The sequence below is a fragment of the Microbacterium sp. 8M genome, from assembly GCF_902506375.1.
In the GTDB taxonomy this organism is placed as follows: Bacteria; Actinomycetota; Actinomycetes; order Actinomycetales; family Microbacteriaceae; genus Microbacterium.
In genome coordinates, this window is the sequence record NZ_LR733284.1 from 326,854 (window position 1) to 342,961 (window position 16,108).

12 protein-coding genes are annotated in these 16,108 nt (G+C 70.5%); 10 read left to right on the top strand and 2 right to left on the bottom strand.

What is annotated here, in order from left to right:
- Window positions 1–8 precede the first annotated feature (8 nt).
- The 4 genes from AERO9AM_RS01515 to AERO9AM_RS01530 all read left to right on the top strand — a co-directional run bounded on the left by AERO9AM_RS01515 (window position 9) and on the right by AERO9AM_RS01530 (window position 2,796).
- Window positions 9–833 carry a serine hydrolase domain-containing protein gene (locus tag AERO9AM_RS01515; RefSeq protein WP_159574574.1) on the top strand — a complete coding sequence of 275 codons (825 nt, stop codon included), beginning with the start codon at window positions 9–11 and terminating at the stop codon, window positions 831–833.
- Window positions 834–900: 67 nt separating this feature from the next.
- Complete coding sequence (locus AERO9AM_RS01520; protein WP_159574575.1) at window positions 901–1,479, top strand: hypothetical protein; 579 nt, start codon at window positions 901–903, stop codon at window positions 1,477–1,479.
- A 70-nt stretch (window positions 1,480–1,549) separates the two neighbouring features.
- Window positions 1,550–2,215: a hypothetical protein gene (locus AERO9AM_RS01525; protein ID WP_159574576.1), complete on the top strand. Its 666-nt coding sequence runs from the start codon at window positions 1,550–1,552 to the stop codon at window positions 2,213–2,215.
- Between the two features lie 107 nt (window positions 2,216–2,322).
- The gene (locus AERO9AM_RS01530) at window positions 2,323–2,796 is read left to right on the top strand and encodes an S-ribosylhomocysteine lyase (protein ID WP_159574577.1); all 474 of its coding nucleotides are present in this window, start codon (window positions 2,323–2,325) and stop codon (window positions 2,794–2,796) included.
- A gap of 324 nt (window positions 2,797–3,120) precedes the next feature.
- Here AERO9AM_RS01530 and AERO9AM_RS01535 read toward each other — a convergent pair whose 3' ends face one another.
- Window positions 3,121–6,213, bottom strand: a complete 3,093-nt coding sequence (locus tag AERO9AM_RS01535) for an alpha-mannosidase (protein WP_159574578.1) — start codon at window positions 6,211–6,213, stop codon at window positions 3,121–3,123.
- Window positions 6,214–6,300: 87 nt separating this feature from the next.
- Here AERO9AM_RS01535 and AERO9AM_RS01540 point away from each other — a divergent pair, with 87 nt between their 5' ends.
- Both AERO9AM_RS01540 and AERO9AM_RS01545 read left to right on the top strand, forming a co-directional pair.
- The gene (locus tag AERO9AM_RS01540) at window positions 6,301–7,323 is read left to right on the top strand and encodes a LacI family DNA-binding transcriptional regulator (RefSeq protein WP_159574579.1); all 1,023 of its coding nucleotides are present in this window, start codon (window positions 6,301–6,303) and stop codon (window positions 7,321–7,323) included.
- Window positions 7,324–7,469: 146 nt separating this feature from the next.
- The gene (locus AERO9AM_RS01545) at window positions 7,470–7,955 is read left to right on the top strand and encodes an adenylyltransferase/cytidyltransferase family protein (protein WP_159574580.1); all 486 of its coding nucleotides are present in this window, start codon (window positions 7,470–7,472) and stop codon (window positions 7,953–7,955) included.
- Between the two features lie 25 nt (window positions 7,956–7,980).
- On the opposite strand, the gene AERO9AM_RS01550 is transcribed toward AERO9AM_RS01545, so the two are convergent.
- The gene (locus AERO9AM_RS01550; RefSeq protein ID WP_201298550.1) at window positions 7,981–9,288 is read right to left on the bottom strand and encodes a glycoside hydrolase 5 family protein; all 1,308 of its coding nucleotides are present in this window, start codon (window positions 9,286–9,288) and stop codon (window positions 7,981–7,983) included.
- Window positions 9,289–9,580: 292 nt separating this feature from the next.
- On the opposite strand from AERO9AM_RS01550, the gene AERO9AM_RS01555 reads away from it, so the two are divergent.
- From AERO9AM_RS01555 to AERO9AM_RS01570, 4 genes are read left to right on the top strand one after another with little or no spacing between them, the layout of a single operon-like run.
- Window positions 9,581–10,882 (top strand): ABC transporter substrate-binding protein, encoded by a 1,302-nt coding sequence (locus AERO9AM_RS01555; RefSeq protein ID WP_159574581.1) that lies wholly within the window; start codon window positions 9,581–9,583, stop codon window positions 10,880–10,882.
- Window positions 10,883–10,927: 45 nt separating this feature from the next.
- Window positions 10,928–11,818: a carbohydrate ABC transporter permease gene (locus tag AERO9AM_RS01560; RefSeq protein ID WP_159574582.1), complete on the top strand. Its 891-nt coding sequence runs from the start codon at window positions 10,928–10,930 to the stop codon at window positions 11,816–11,818.
- The gene (locus AERO9AM_RS01565) at window positions 11,815–12,735 is read left to right on the top strand and encodes a carbohydrate ABC transporter permease (protein WP_159574583.1); all 921 of its coding nucleotides are present in this window, start codon (window positions 11,815–11,817) and stop codon (window positions 12,733–12,735) included. Before AERO9AM_RS01560 ends, AERO9AM_RS01565 begins: the two co-directional genes overlap by 4 nt.
- Window positions 12,732–16,094 (top strand): glycoside hydrolase domain-containing protein, encoded by a 3,363-nt coding sequence (locus tag AERO9AM_RS01570; protein WP_159574584.1) that lies wholly within the window; start codon window positions 12,732–12,734, stop codon window positions 16,092–16,094. Before AERO9AM_RS01565 ends, AERO9AM_RS01570 begins: the two co-directional genes overlap by 4 nt.
- The last annotated feature ends 14 nt before the right edge of the window (window positions 16,095–16,108 follow it).

Consider the following 16,108-nt stretch of genomic DNA (forward strand, 5'->3'; position numbering starts at 1 on the left):
ATGGGACGATGGATCCCGTGGAGACGACGACCTTCGCCGCGACCGACGGCTTCCCGCATCCGGCCCTCGTCGGGGTCACGGGCCCCGAGCGCACGCTCGCCGTGCAGGGGGACCCCCAGGCCGTCCTGCCCCTGGCCTCGGTGACGAAGCCGCTCACCGCCTGGGGCGCGCTCGTCGCCGTCGATCGCGGGCTCGTCGATCTGGACGAGCCGGCCGGCCCCGCGGGCGCGACCGTGCTGAACCTGCTCGACCACACCAGCGGCCTGCCCATGGAGGGGGAGGAGCCCCTGCGTCCGGTCGGCGAGCGCCGCATCTACTCGAACGCGGGGTTCGACGCGCTTGCCGCGCACATCGGCGACGCGGCGGGGATGGACTTCGCCGACTGGATGCTCCGTGAGGTGGTCCTGCCCCTCGGCATGGAGCGCACGGACGTCACCGGCCGGCCGTCGGCGGGAGCGCTCGCACCGATCGAGGATCTGCTGGCCTTCGGCCGCGAGGTGCTGCGCCCCACGCTGATCCCCGTGGCCCTGCGCGACCTCGCTCTCACCGTCTCCCACCCGGGACTGCGCGGCATCGTGCCCGGCTACGGCTCGTACGCCGACAACCAGTGGGGCCTGGGCTTCGAGCTCAAGGGCGTCAAGTCGCCGCACTGGCTGGCCGACACGTTCCCGCCCGAGACCGCGGGGCACTTCGGCGCGCTCGGCAGCTTCCTGTTCATCGACCGCTCCCGCGACATCGCGGCGGCGTTCCTCTCCGGCGTGCCGTTCGGCGAGGAGCACAAGCGGATCTGGCCCGCGCTCACCGAGGAGATCGCCGACCGCTATGGCGACTGAGGACAGTGCGCCTGCGCACGCTGATCTCCAGCGTCGGCGCACTTGGGTGATCGGCGGGAGTCTCTTGGTGCTGTCCGCCGTATTCGGCCTGGTCGCACGAGGTCCACTGGCCGGGATCGCGTACGCGAAGGACGCGCTGTGGGCGCTCGGCGTCCTGATCCTCGTGATCGGCTGGGGCTCGGCCGGGAGCGTGACCGGACGACGCCCTTTCGCGACGATCGTGGTCATTCTGCAGCTCGCAGTGGCGAACCCGCTGGCGGAGCGACTCGTATCCGGTCTCATCCCGAAAGATGAAGGGAATCCCTACGCGGAGGAAGACGCCTGGGCGGCCGTCTACCTCCCGTACCAGGCCGTGGTGGTGGTGCTGACCGTGCTCGCCGTCGTCCTGATCGGCGTCGTACGCACTGTTCCCTCGCCGTGGAACTGGGCTCCGGCGTGGGTGCTCGCCTTCTCGTGGGTCATCGGCGCAGTGGGGCTCGGCTTGTTCTCGTCAGGGTCGCTCGGTACGCCTGTCTCGACGATCGGAGCATGGGCCGGCATGATCGCAGCGGTGCTGGGTGAGGCGTTCCTCGGTGCCGTAGCGATCGTGCTGGGTACGCGAGCCACGACCGCGTCCGGCGTGCTGCCGCCGCCGCTCCGGCAGTAGAACGGTCGTCGCGGGCCGGATTCGCGCGCCGTGGATGCGGGCGGGCCGCTTGCCAGGCTAGCGTCTGGATATGGTCATCGTCGACAGCGGATCCGGGGCGGTCCAGCGCCGGCGCACGTGGATCCTCGGCGGAGCGCTTCTGGTCGCCTCTGCGCTCGTGCAGCTCGCACAGGGAGCGCTCGCCCCGCTGTACCGCGCCTCCGACTGGCTGTTCGCCGCCGGGGCGCTCCTGCTGGTGATCGGGATCGGGCGCGCCGGCAGCGTGACGGCGCGGCGACCGCTCGGCACCGGAGCGGTGATCGCACTCGTGGTGGTCCAGTTGGTCGCGCCCTATGTCGCGTCCGTTGTGCTCCCCGCCACCGAGGGAAGGGTCGTTCCGCTCCGCAGCCAGGTGTCCATCGGCGAGATCTTCTTCTGGACCCAGCTGACAGTGGTCTTCATGCTGGCGATGATCGGAGCGACGCAAATCGCGCGCGTCGGGGTCGTTCCGCGACCATGGAACTGGGCGCCCCTCTGGGCGCTGGGGACGGTGACGCTGGCGTTCCTGATTCCGAACGCGCCGTTCTGGTCGCCGCTGTTCTCATCCGGTGAGGACGTATCCGGCTTGCTCGCCGTGTTCCGTGCGTTCGGACTCGTGCGGCCGCTCGCCGTCGTCTTCTTGGGCATCCTCGCGATCGTGCTGGGAGTGCGGTCCGAGTCGGGATCCGTGCCCGTGTACTCCTCGGCGAACTCCTGACCCGTCATCGTGTTGCGGGCCGTGGCCCTCGCCCGCAGGGGGCGGGGTAGCCTCGGATCCGGACCGGATCCGGTTCCGTCACCTGTCGCCACCGAAGGAGAACCGCCATGGCCGAGGTCGAGAGCTTCACCCTGGACCACACCGCCGTCAAGGCGCCCTACATCCGCCTCATCGGCGTCGAGCAGGGTCCGCACGGCGACGAGATCTCCAACTTCGACGTGCGCTTCGTGCAGCCGAACGAGGGCGAGATCCCCACCGCCGCACTGCACACGATCGAGCACACCCTTGCATCCCTCCTGCGGGACCGCGTCGAGGGCGTCATCGACATCTCGCCGTTCGGCTGCCGCACCGGCTTCCACCTCATCACCTGGGGGCGCCCCGAGGTTCCGGCGCTGGTCGCCGCCATCACCGACAGCCTGCGCTTCATCGCCGAGGAGGCCGAGTGGAGCGACGTGCCCGGTGTCAGCGCGATCGAGTGCGGCAACTACCGCGACCACAGCCTGCACGGCGCCCGGGAGTGGTCGGCCAGGATCCTGGAGCAAGGGATCAGCCGCGATGCGTTCACGCGCATCCTGGCCTGACGGCGCTGCGCTCGGCGTCGGTCCCTGAGCGAGGAGCGCAGCGACGAGACGAAGGGCGGAGTGCCCGGGGTCGGTCCCTGAGCGAGGAGCGGAGCGACGAGACGAAGGGCGGGGTCCGGGGTCCTTCGTCTCGCTGCGCTCGCTCAGGAACCAGGGGGTGGGGTCCTTCGTCTCGCTGCGCTCGCTCGGGAACCAGGGGGTCGGGTCCTTCGCCTCGCTGCTCCTCGCTCAGGAACCAGGGGGTCGGGTCCTTCGTCTCGCTGCGCTCGCTCAGGAACCGGGGCCGGTCCCTGAGCGAGGAGCGCAGCGACGAGACGAAGGGCGTCAGGCGCGGGCGATGCGCAGAGTGCGCACCTCGAAGGGGCGCAGCGACAGCGCCTCGCCGGTGCGCGGGGCCTCCAGCTCGTCCTCGATGAGCGACACCTCCCGGATCCCGCCGTGCTCGAAGCCGACCGACAGGGATCCGCTCGCGCGCCGGCCGAGCGCCTCGTATACGCGCACGATGACGTCGCCGGAACGGTCGTCGGCGAGCTTCACGCTCGACACCACGATTCCCTCACCGTCGACGGACACCAGCGGCTCGACCTCGTTCGCACCGCGGACGATGGTCGCCGGCGCGTTCAGGGCGATGCCCTCGGCGGTCGCGATCGCGGCGTCCGCGCCGATCACGAGGCCCACCCGGATCTCGTGCCGGCCGTGGTCGGTGTCCGGGTCGGGGAAGCGCGGAGCGCGCAGCAGCGACAGCCGCACCGTGGTGGTGACGTCGTCGCCGTCGACGTCGCGCGTGGTGTCGTACCCGTAGATCGAGTCGTTCACCAGCGCGGCGCCGAACCCGCCGTCCTCCTGCACCAGCACGAAGCGGTGCATCGAGGTCTCGAACTTCGCGGCCTCCCAGCTCGTGTTCACGTGCGTGACGCGGCGCTGGAAGCCGAACTGCGTCTCAGCGGCCGTCTCCCGCGCGAACACGTCCAGCGGGAACGCCAGCTTTAGCAGCTTCTCGGTCTCGTGCCAGTCGATCTCGTTGCGCAGGTGCACGGTGCGGGATCCGGGAGCCAGCGTGATCGTCTGCCGCAGCGACGACGCGGAGAACGGGCGCTCCACGACGACGGTCGCGACGCCGTCCTCGACTGACGCGGTGATCGACGCCACCTCGGTGAGGTCGTCCACGCGGTTGCGGTAGTACTTGTCGATGTCCCACGCGTCCCACATGTTGGGGAAGTCCTGGTGCAGCTGGAACAGGTTCGCCGGACGGCCCGCGGGGATCGTCTCGCGCCCCGACGCCTTGTCGATCGCGGAGGTGATGAGACCCTCCGGCGAGACCGTGACGATCACCATCCCGTTCTCGAGACGGTAGCCGTCGGGGGTCTCTGTGAGGGTGACGGGCAGGGGCACGTAACGGATCTGCGCGGGATCGGCGTCGGACGGCGTTTCGTCTCGGCCGGCTTCGCCGTCCTCGCTCAACGACCCCGTGGGGAGGGCCGCGGCGCCCAGCGCACGGGCGCCGGATCCGACGCCGACGGACGTGGGCGTGAACACCAGCTCCACCTCGCCGGATCCCGCGAGCGCCGTGCGCGCGGCGTCGGACAGCGCGCGCGCATCGGTGAGCACGCCGGACAGCACGGAGACGGCCTCCCGGTGCACCCAGGCGATCGACGTGCCAGGCAGGATGTCGTGGAACTCGTGCAGCAGCACGGTCTGCCACAGCCGGTCGAGCTCGTCATGCGGATAGGCCGCGCCGAGGCGCACCGCGGCGGTCGACGCCCACAGCTCCGCCTCGATGAGCGCCTGCTCGGCCCAGCGGTGCAGCGCCTTGGTGGCGTGCTGGCTGGTGAGGGTGCCGCGGTGCAGCTCGAGGTAGAGCTCTCCGACCCACACGGACGGATCCGGCAGCTCCGCCTTGGCGGCGTCGAAGAACTCGTCGGGATGGATCCACTCCACCCGCGCGCTGCCCTCGAGGTCGGCGAGGCGCGAGGCCTTGCCGGTCATCTCGCGGGTCGTGCCGCCGCCGCCGTCGCCCCAGCCGACCGGAGCGATCGAGCGGGTCGCGACCCGGTTCTCCTTGAACTGGCGGGACGCCTTGGCGACCTCCATGCCGCTGAGCTGCGAGTTGTAGGTGTCCATCGGCGGGAAGTGCGTGAAGATCCGGGATCCGTCGATGCCCTCCCACTCGAACGTGTGGTGCGGGAACACGTTGCGCTGGTTCCAGGAGATCTTCTGCGTGAAGAACCACTCGAAACCGGCCCGGCGCATGAGCTGCGGCAGGGCGGGGGAGTAGCCGAAGCTGTCGGGAAGCCAGACGCCCTTCGATCGGATCCCGAACTCCCGCTCGAAGAACCGCTGCCCGTGCGAGAACTGCCGCACGAGCGACTCGCCCGTCGGCATCACCGTGTCGGACTCCACCCACATGCCGCCGAGCGGCAGGAACCGGCCCTCGGCGACGGCGGCCCTGATCCGCTGCCACACCTCGGGGCGGTGCTCCTTCATCCACGCGTACTGCTGCGCGCTGGACATGCCGTAGCGGAACTGCGGCTGCTCCTCGAGCAGGCTCGTCATCGACGACGTGGTGCGGGCGACCTTGCGCACCGTCTCGCGCAGCGGCCACAGCCAGGCGGAGTCGATGTGCGCGTGTCCGATGGCGGCGATGCGGTGGGCGCTCGCGTCGGCCGGCGCGGCCAGCACCTCCGCCAGCTGCGCGCGGGCGTCGCCGGCGGTCTCCACGATGCGCTGCAGGTCGAGCACGTCGAGGGCGTTGTCGAGCGCCTGCAGGATCCGCATGCGGCGGGGGCTGGTCTCGGGCAGCTCCGCCTGCAGCTCGAGCAGCACCTCGAGGTCGAGGGAGAGCTCGAACACCTCGGTCTCGAACACGGCGAGATCCATGTGCCGGACGCGGTAGAGCGGATCCGGCGAGGAGGTGAGGATGTCGCCCTCCTGGGTCGGCAGGAAGGGGTGGTAGTCCAGCAGCACGGGGTTGGACGCTCCCTCGAGGAACAGCTCGACGGTCTCGCCGCCCTCGGCCGTCTCGGCGATCGGCAGCCACTGGTTGCGCGGGTTGAGGCTCTTCACCGGCACGGGCTCGCCATCGGGTCCGACGCGATAGGCCAGCGCCTCGCACTGGAAGCCGGTCATGTTGATGTCGAAGCCGAGGTCGACGAGCGCCTCGACGCGCTTGCCCGCCCACTCCGCGGGCACCGTGCCGCGGAGCCGGAACCACGTGGTGCCCCATGCGGGCCCCCACTGCTGACCCGCGCTGAAGGGCGCGTAGTCGAGGGCCAGGCCGTCGGCGGGCGCGATGGGCTCGCCGGGCAAGGCGTGCGCGGCGATCTCCAGCGGGACGCGGGTGGAGTGGACGGCGGGGCGCACCCGCTCGGTGAGCACGCGGATGACGCGGCCGACGGTGAGCGAGGTCTCTTCGTGCACGGGGGGTGCTCCTTTGCGGTGCGAGAATGGGGACGCCGGGGATCCTGGTCCCGTAGCCCAACTAAAACGATCTAGTACGGTGAGTCTATGTCACAGGCGAAGCGCATCACCATCGCCGATATCGCGCGCCTCGCCGGTGTGTCGCCGGGCGCCGTCTCGTTCGCGCTGAACGGGCGCCCTGGTGTCAGCGAGCAGACGCGCCGGCGCATCCTCGAGATCGCGGAGCAGCACCAGTGGCAGCCCAGCTCGGCCGCCCGCGCGCTGGTCGGATCCCGCGCCGACGTCGTCGGCTTCGCCGTGAACCGCCCTGCGCGCACCCTCGGCACCGAGGCGTTCTTCACCGACCTCATCGCCGGCGTGCAGTCCGCGCTCGCCCTGCACGGCATCGCGCTGCAGCTCGTCGTGGTCTCCTCGATCGAGGAGGAGATGGCGACCTACCGGCGCTGGCACAGTGCGAACCAGGTCGACGGCGTGATCGTCATCGACCCGCGCGACGACGACCCGCGTCTGGCGCTGCTGCCGTCCCTGCCGCTGCCCGCCGTGGTGATCGGCAGCAGTGACTCCGCCGGTGATCCGCCGACGATCTGGCTCGACGACGAAGCGGCCGCGCATGCGCTGTTCGACTACCTCGCCGCGCTCGGGCACCGCCAGATCGCCTACGTCTCGGGCCCCGCGGAGTTCCAGCACACCCGGATCCGCTCCGACGTGCTCGCCGCGCTCGCCGGCCGCGGAGCGACGGGGGAGACCCTCGTCACCGACTTCTCGCCGGCGGCGGCGACCGCGGCCACGCGCACGCTGCTGAGCCGCGCCGCCCGACCCAGTGCCATCGTCTACGACAACGACGTGATGGCGATCGCGGGCCTCAGGGTCGCCCAGGAGATGGGCGTCGCTGTGCCGCGCGCGCTGTCGGTGGCATCCTTCGACGACTCCGTGGTCACCGGGCTGGTGCACCCGTCCATCACCTGCCTCACCCGCGACACCTTCGCCCTCGGCGAGCAGGCGGCGACCTTCCTGCTGGAGCGGATCGGATCCGCCGAGCCGCTGCCCTCGCGCCGCGGCACGGCGCCCGCGCTGACGATCCGCGAGAGCACGGCCGCGCCTGCGCACTGACACGGTCGCTCGCTGACCCGCCCGGCGCGGGCGGCGAGCCTGGGCCGTTGAGCGGCTTGCCGAGGGCCTTCCGGAGGCGGCCCCTCCCAGAGCCCGTGCGGGCCGGTCCGATAGGATCTCCCTACGCCCGACGAGAGGAACCGCAGATGACGCCGGACGCCGCGAAGAAGCACCAGGACTACAACCCGGGGCCGCGCGTGGGGATCACCTTCTCCACCTTCGACCTGCTGCACGCAGGCCACATCATGATGCTCGCCGAGGCCAAGCGGCAGTGCGACTACCTGATCTGCGGTCTGCAGATGGATCCCACGCTCGACCGCCCGGAGAAGAACGCCCCCACGCAGACCGTGGTCGAGCGCTACATCCAGCTGCGCGGCTGCGAGTACGTCGACGAGATCGTGCCGTACTCCACCGAGCAGGATCTGGAGGACATCCTCCGCTCCTTCAAGCTCGACGTGCGCATCGTCGGCGACGAGTACCAGGACCGCGACTTCACCGGCCGCGCCTACTGCGAAGAGGCCGGCATCGAGCTGTACTTCAACCGTCGCGACCACCGCTTCTCGAGCTCCGGTCTGCGCAAGATCGTCGCGGCCAAGGAGGCCGAGCGGGTCAACGGATCCGCCGGGGCCTGACCGCAGGACCTCGTCCGGATCCGGGTCAGGCCTCCACGACGGTGTTGTTTGAGGAGTAGGTGCCGGATCCGGTGCTCAGGTCGGGGCGGATGAGGCCGCTGATCCCGCGCGCGGCGAGGGCCGCGGGATCGGATGCGTCGCGGGATGTCACGAAGGCGGGGTCGAGGCCCGATTCGCACGCGTCGACCCAGGCCTGGAAGATCGCGCCGCCGGGGCTCATCGCGGCGCGGCTGACCGGGATCTCCTGCTCGTCGATCTCGATCTCGATCGCGGTCGGCCGTGCGGGCGCCGGACGCCGTTCCCGCAGCTCGGGGATGATCTCGGCGAAGCGGCGCCCGATCGGCTTGGCCGCGCCGCTCTGGTCGATGAGCCCGAGGGAGTACTCCAGCTCGGGGTAGTCGGCCAGCTGGCGGCTCACATCGTGCGAGCACCACCACGTGACGCCCCAGAGGTTCTCCGTGCGCGCCGCGGCCCGCACCGTCGCTTCGAGGAAGCCCGGCATCTCGTCGGCGGAGAGGCAGTTCGACGGGGCGCCCACCTCCTGCAGCCAGACGGGACGCCGCGGATCGGTCGCGAACGCCCGGGAGAGCTCGATCATGTATTCGGCGTGCCGGTCGCTGGCGACGCTGCGCCCGCCGTAGCGCTGCGCGGTGCCGTTGAAGATCCAGGAGTGCACGGTGGTCATCGCGCCGATGCGGCTCGCGTGGCTCGGCACGAAGCCGTGCCCATCCATGTACCAGGCCGCGTCGTACTCGCTGTGCACGTGCGGCAGCCCCGGGGCGGAGCGCTCCGCCGCGTCGAGCAGCGTGGTGAGCCAGCCCGCCGCCTCATCGGGGGTGACCGGCCAGGGGTGCGGGTGCACGGCGGCGGAGAACTGGTTCACCTCGTTGCCGAGCGTGAAGCCGAGGAAGCCCGGCGCGTCGCGCAGCGCTTCGCCGAGTCGCTCGACGAGGGCGACCTGGCCGCTCAGCGCCTGCGGGTGCGTGAACATGTTCTTGTCGTGCCAGGTGAACAGCCACGACGGGATGAAGTCGAAGCTCGACAAGTGGCCCTGGATCACGTCGACGCTCGCGTCGAGGCCGAACTCGGCAGCTGCGTCGACCACTGCTCGGACGTCGGCGATCGCCTTCTCGCGGATGAGGGTGCGGTTGGGTTGCAGCACGGTCCACAGCGGGAAGATCCGCACGTGGTCCAGACCGAGCGCTGCGAGTCCGGCGAAGTCGCGGCGCACGGCGTCGAGGTCGAGGTCGAGCCAGGCGTGCATCCAGTCCTGTGACGGCGTGTAGTTCGCACCGAACCGCACGGGGGTATCGGCAGTGGCGGGCGTGGTCACGCGGGGTCCTCTCGGAGACGTCCAGGCCTGTGAGCGTCGTGCAACGGCGCGGGGGCGGAGATCCATCAACTATAGGGGTTTAGTCCCCGTGTAGGTCAAATGACTCAGAGCCAGGGGTCCCGCGCTGGCCCGAAGCGGCCAGCAGAATGCGGAAAATCAGGGATTGTTCGACAGGGTCCAAACTGCGACTGGACGACGCCTTCCGGATATGGCAGGGTTTCGGCTATAGCGTTTCAGTATCTGCGTCGTCCTCCCGGGCGACGGCCCTTGGCCATTTCGAAGGAGAAAGTCCATGAAGTTCCGAGCATCCCTCGCGGTCGGCCTGACCGCGATCGCCGCGCTGACGCTGAGCGCCTGCACGGGCGGATCCGCTGCCTCGAGCGGCAGCGACGGGCCGATCGACACGAGCGGTGAGCTGAGCGGCAGCATCAGCTTCCAGACCTGGTCCCTCAAGAACGAGAAGTTCACCCCGTACTTCAACGACCTCATCGCCGCCTTCGAGAAGGCGCACCCGAAGGTCAAGGTGGAATGGCTCGACCAGCCCGGTGACGGCTACCAGGAGAAGATCCTGAGTCAGGCGAAGGCGGGCGATCTGCCCGATGTGCTCAACCTGCCGCCCGACATCGCCTTCCCCCTCGTGAAGGCCGGGCAGCTGGTGGATCTCGCGAAGGCCGATCCGAAGATCAAGGACGTCTACAACGCGGGCGGGCTGAGCGCCTACAGCAACTACTCCGGCGTCACCGGCACATACGGTCTGCCCTGGTACCTCGGCACGGACGCGTCCTGGTGGAACCTCGACATGCTCAAGCCGTACGGCGTGACGGCGGACAACCTGCCGACCTCGACCACCGACTGGCTGGAGCTCGCCAAGAAGGTCGCGGCCGAGTCTCAGGGCAAGGTGCAGCTGGTCTCGTCCATGCCGGGTCTGGACACCTTCATCGCCGCGAAGATCCCGGTCATGAAGGACGACGGCACCTTCGTGTTCGACTCTCCCGAGGCGGAGAAGCTCGTGCAGCAGTACGCCGACGCCTACAAGGCCGGCGCGATGCCGCCCGAGGCGCTGACGGCGGCATACGGCGGGAACGCCGAGGCGTATCTGCAGGGCAAGGTCGCGTACACGACCGGCGGCTCCGGGTTCGCGGGCGACCTGAAGGCCAAGGCGCCGACGCTCGTCGCAGGCACGGTCGCCACCGCTCGGCCCGGCGTCCCGCCCCTGTTCGTGCAGGGCTTGAACGTGGCGAAGTCCTCGAAGAACAAGGCGGCGGCCCTCGCGTTCGCAGAGTTCGCGACCAACGAGGAGAACCAGGTGAAGTTCGTCTCGCTTGCCGTCGGCTTCGCGCCCGGCACGGCCGAGGGATCCGATCAGGTCGTCGAGAACGTCGCGAAGGGCACGACCGATCCCGCGCAGGTGCAGGCGATGAAGATCATGTTCGGTGCGATCAAGGACGCGAAGGCCTCGCCCTTCCAGTGGACCGATGACATGAAGAAGTACTTCGACCAGCAGATGGCACTGGCGGTCAAGGGCGACATCACGCCGAAGGAGGCCTTGAAGAAGGCCGTCGACTACGCCAACCAGAACCGCATCGACAAGTAGGACCGGGAGAACAGACATGCAGGACGCCAGCACCCGGAGGCACTCGTGAGATCCCATCGGTGGTTCACGCCGTGGCTGCTCGTGGGACCCGCCCTTCTCTGGGTGCTGGCGTTCTCGGTGTGGCCGTTCATCAACACCGTCATCCTCAGCTTCACGAACGCGCGACCGCTGCGCCCGGCGGAGCCTGTGGGCCTCGCCAACTACGAGCGGCTGTTCACGGACGAGCGGTTCAGCTACGCGCTGATCACGTGCGCCGTCTTCGTGGTGGCGTGCGTGCCGCTGCTCACGATCCTGCCGCTGCTTCTCGCCCTGCTGGTGGAGAAGAACATCCCGGGGATCTCGTTCTTCCGCACCACCTACTACTTCCCGGTCATCGCCTCCGCCGTCGTCGTCGCCCTGATGTGGAGCTGGCTCTTCGACAGCAAGGGCATCATCAACCAGGCCCTGCAGTTCATGGGGATCGCGGACAAGCCGATCGCCTTTCTCGTCGACCGGTGGTGGCTGCTGGCCTGCGCGATCCTGCTGACCGTGTGGAAGGGCCTCGGGTACTACATGGTCGTCTACCTCGCGGCGCTCGGCAACGTCGGCAAGGACCTGCACGAGGCGGCGATGCTCGATGGCGCCGGCGCCCTCCGCCGTTTCGTCAGCGTGACGATCCCGAGCGTCCGCGGGGCCATGCTGCTCATCTCGGTGCTCATCGCGGTCTCGGCGATGCGCGTGTTCACCGAGCTCGACGTGCTCTCCAAGGGGCGCGGCGGGCCCGGCGGCTACGACATGTCGATCGTGATGCTGATCCGCCAGGTCGGATCCGGGCTGAACGGCAACCTCGGCTACGCAGCCGCGATCAGCGTCGCGCTGTTCTTCCTCACGCTCCTGCCGCTCATCGCGATCGCCTGGATGAACCGGGAGAAGAAGGCCAAGGGGGCGCTGGTATGACCACGACCGCACCGAACCTGCGAGAGCAGACCGTCGTCGAGGTCGCACGCAAGGACCGGCCGTTCCGGCGCCGCGGCTCCGGAGATTTCACCAAGCCGACCCTGGGCGGGCTGATCCTCCGCTACGTGCTGCTCGTCGTGATGCTGCTCATCGTGATCGGGCCCTTCGTGTGGCAGCTGTCCACGTCGTTCAAGGGGCTGACCGAGGACATCTACACGTTCCCGCCGAACCTCATCCCGGCGCAGCCGACCGTGGACAACTACCGCAAGGTCACCGACATCGTCCCGGTCTACGCGTACGCGTGGAACTCGCTGCTCATCGCCACCGGCCAGGTCGTCACGAACGTGCTGTTCTCGCTGTGCGCCGGCTACGCGCTCGCTCTCATGAAGTTCCGCGGCAAGCGGATCGTGATGGCGATACTGCTGTCCACGATGCTCTTCCCGGGTGAGGTGACGGTCACGAGCAACCTGACCACGATCACCTCGCTCGGCCTCGCGGACACGCTCTGGGGCGTCTTCCTGCCGGGCGCGGTCGGCGCCATGAACGTGCTGCTCATCGCGACGGCGTGCCGGATGATCCCGGGCGACGTCATCGACGCGGCGACGGTGGACGGCGCGACCACCTGGCAGCGGATCCGACACATCGTGTGGCCGAACGTCCGCGGCATGGCGAGCGTGGTGGCGATCTTCACGTTCATCGGCGCATGGGACGACTACCTCTGGCCGCTGCTCGTGCTGAGCGACCCGCAGAAGTACACGCTGACCGTCGGCATGGCCTACCTGAACGGCAACTTCTCCGTGGATCCCCGGCTCATCGCGGCAGGCACGATGATCGCGCTCGTGCCGATCCTGCTGCTGTTCTCGGTCATGCAGAAGCACTTCTTCCGAGGAGTGCAGGAGGGCGGGGTCAAGGGATGACGCCGCTCAGCGTCGCCGACGGGCCCGAGGCGCCGCCCTCCTCCCGTCCGCGCGCCGGGGTCTGGGGCGACACGATCGTCCATTCGTACCGGTTCGATCCCGCGGATGGCGTGCAGCGGATGGCGCTGCCCGGCGAGCACCTGCTCGGGTGCGGCACGGTGCTGCACTGGGCGTTCTACGCCGACGGCCCGGGAGCGACGGCGGCCCCGCACGCGTCGCTCGCGGTGACGGTGGATGTGCTGCTGTCCGACGGTACCCGGATCGGCGAGGACGCGAGCATGCGCGACCGATACGGCTTCGCGCTCGGTCCCGACGCCCAGTTCCGTGCCGCGTGGTCGATGCCGGAGCAGTGGAACGCGAACTCCGTCGCACTCGGCGCGTGGGCCGGCAGCACCGCGCAGATCGAGGTCGTGCTGGGCGCCGAGGCGGCGCGGACCGGCGCACCCGCGGCCGGGTACCTCCAGGTGCGGCTCGAGTACGACGCCGTGCATGAGGGGGCGGCATCGGCGCCGTCCGACCGCGTGGACACCCGCCGCGGCAGTCACGCGGGACCGCAGTTCTCCCGTGGCAACACCATCCCGATCACGGCGGCCCCGCACGGCTTCTGCTTCCTCACCCCTGCCACCGACGCGGGCGATGTGCGCTGGCCATACCGGCCGTTCCTGCACGACGACGTCGCCTCGGATGGCATCCCCTCGGTCGGCGCCCCCTCGGTCGGCAGCCCCTCAGTCGGAGAGGGGCTCCGCCGCCTCGAGGCCGTGCAGTTCTCGCACCAGCCGAGCCCCTGGATCGGCGACCACGGCGTGCTGCAGCTGATGCCGTTCATCGGCGAGCCGCACTCCGATCGCGCGGCTCGGCGGCGAGGGATCCTGCCGGGCACCGAGCGGGCGCGCCCGTACCTGTACGCCGTCGAGCTCACCGGCGGTCTGACCGTGGAGGTCACCGCGACCGATCACGGCGGCGCGTTCCGGGTGACGGCCGCGGAGCCCGGCGCGGCCGTAGGGTTCGTGCTCGACCAGGTCGGCCCTGAGGGCCGGCTGACCTTCTCCGCCGACGGTGGCGCCTTCACGGGCTGGGTGCCCGAGGGTGATCCGGCCTGGGGGAACCCGCCGCGCACCTACTTCGCCGGACGGATCGTGGCGGAGCCCGGTGCGGACGGATCCGTCCCGCACGGCGCACTCGCCGACGCAGGCCACGAGCGGGTCGCGGGCTACGTCGCCGGCCGGGGCACGGTCGAGGTTCGCATCGCCCTCTCATACCTCTCGGTCGTGCAGGCCGAGCGCACGCTCGCGCTCGAACTGCCGGCAGAGGTGTCGTTCGACCGGCTCCGCGATGCTCTGCAGGCGCGCTGGGACGAGCTGCTCGGTGCGGTGCAGATCCCGCCGCTGCCCGCCGATGCGCATCCGGGCCGTGCCCTCGCGCACGAGGAGGATGCGGCGCGGATCGCTTCGGCCCTGTACCGGCTGCACCTGTATCCGTGCCGGGTGGACGAGAACACCGGCACCGCCGAGCGCCCCCTGCCGCGCTACGCCGACGCGACCGCGCCGGCAGCACCGCACGGCGAGGACGAGACCGGAGCGGTCGTGCGCGACGGTGAGGCCTTCGTCACGAACGGATACTGGGACACGTACCGCACGGCCTGGCCGATGCTGGGCATGCTGGATCCGGCCGCCACCGGCGCGATGCTCGACGGCCTGCTGCGGCAGTGGCGGGACGGCGGCTGGATGGCGCGCTGGAGCGCGCCCGGGTACGTCGACTGCATGGTCGGCACCTCCAGCGACCAGATCTTCGCCGACGCCGCCGTCCGCGGCGTGCCGTTCGCCGCGGCCGACGCGTTCGAGAGCGCCTGGCGCAACGCCTCCGAGCCGTCCGCGGATCCGCGGCAGGGGCGAAAGGGGATCGGTGCAGGACGCTTCCTGGGCTGGATCCCTTCGTCCGTGCAGGAGGGGATGAGCTGGAGCATCGAGAACGCGATCAGCGACGCTGGCATCGCGCAGCTGGCCGATGAGCTCGCCGCGGATCCCGCTGCCGACGCCTCGGCGCGCGCACGCTGGCGCGCCTTCTCCCGCGCGTTCCGCAACCGCGCTCTCTCGTACCGCGCCCTCTTCGACCCCGAATCGGGGTTCTTCCGTGGGCGCGACGCGACCGGATCCTTCTCCACCGCGTCGTTCGACCCGCGGGTGTGGGGCGGCGACTACGTCGAGACCAACGCATGGGGGATGTCGGTCAGCGCGGTGCACGACGGCGCCGGACTCGCCGCGCTGCACGGTGGCCCGGCCGGCCTGCGCGCGCACCTGAACCAGCTGTTCGCCGAACCCGAGACCGCGGAACCGGCGTTCGGCGGCGCGTACGGCACCGTGATCCACGAGCAGCGCGAGGCCAGGGCGCTGCGGTCGGGGATGTGCGCGATCTCCAACCAGCCGGCGCATCACATCCCGTGGATGCACGTGTTCGGCGACGAGCCGTGGCGCGCCGGCGCGACCGTGCACGCGCTCGCGCGCCGGCTCTTCACGGGCGCGATGATCGCGCAGGGATTCCCCGGCGACGAGGACAACGGCGAGATGAGCGCGTGGTGGCTGTGGGCCGCGCTCGGCCTGTACCCCCTCGAACTCGGCGCGGGTGTGCTGCGCATCGGGGCGCCGCTGCTCGACGACGTCGCGGTGCGCCGCGCCGACGGGCGGACGCTGCGGATCCGCACCCGGAGGGAGACCCCGGAGGCCGCGCTGCTCGTCGATGCGCGCCTCGATGGCGCCCCGCTGGCGCAGCCGCTGCTCGATGTCCGGGTGCTGGATCGGGGCGCCGACGCGGTGCTCGACCTCGTGCTGACCGCCGACCCGGCGCGTGCCGCGGCGTCGCCGCTGTGGGCGCCCGCCCTTTCCACCGCGGCGACCCTTTCCGGCGCTCGCGGCTGGCGCGCCGACCTCACCGGGCCCGTCGAGGTCCCGGGCGCCGAGCGCGCCGGATCACCGGGCGCGCCGTTCGGATCCGGCGATGTCGCGGCCCTCTTCGCCGACGACGCCGATGCCGCAGTCCCGCTCGCGGCGGGCGAGGTCGCCGGCTGGCGCTTCGCCGCGCCGACCACGGTCACCGACGCCACCTTGACCGCCGTCGCGGCGACGGCCGCCGAGGCGCTGGTGTGGGAGTGCAGCGCCGACGGCGAGACCTGGGTCCCGGTCGCGACCACGCATCGCGAGGACCTTCCCGCCGACCGCACGGTGCCCTTCACGTTCGCCGCCCCCGTGACCGCCGGGATGCTGCGCGTGCGCGCGACCCGGCCGGTGGTGCTGCGGCAGATCGAGCTGTTCGACCTCGGCGACCTCGAGTTCGACGCCCGGGAGGATCCGGGTCCAGCGCGCTGATCCGTGCCGGCCTG

Excerpts from the sequence above, each read along its gene's own strand:
- AERO9AM_RS01525 (WP_159574576.1), top strand. The coding sequence starts at position 1,550 with ATGGTCATCGTCGACAGCGGATCCGGGGCGGTCCAGCGCCGGCGCACG.
- AERO9AM_RS01555 (WP_159574581.1), top strand. The coding sequence starts at position 9,581 with ATGAAGTTCCGAGCATCCCTCGCGGTCGGCCTGACCGCGATCGCCGCG.
- AERO9AM_RS01530 (WP_159574577.1), top strand. The coding sequence starts at position 2,323 with ATGGCCGAGGTCGAGAGCTTCACCCTGGACCACACCGCCGTCAAGGCG.
- AERO9AM_RS01545 (WP_159574580.1), top strand. The coding sequence starts at position 7,470 with ATGACGCCGGACGCCGCGAAGAAGCACCAGGACTACAACCCGGGGCCG.
- AERO9AM_RS01515 (WP_159574574.1), top strand. The coding sequence starts at position 9 with ATGGATCCCGTGGAGACGACGACCTTCGCCGCGACCGACGGCTTCCCG.
- AERO9AM_RS01565 (WP_159574583.1), top strand. The coding sequence starts at position 11,815 with ATGACCACGACCGCACCGAACCTGCGAGAGCAGACCGTCGTCGAGGTC.
- AERO9AM_RS01540 (WP_159574579.1), top strand. The coding sequence starts at position 6,301 with ATGTCACAGGCGAAGCGCATCACCATCGCCGATATCGCGCGCCTCGCC.
- AERO9AM_RS01570 (WP_159574584.1), top strand. The coding sequence starts at position 12,732 with ATGACGCCGCTCAGCGTCGCCGACGGGCCCGAGGCGCCGCCCTCCTCC.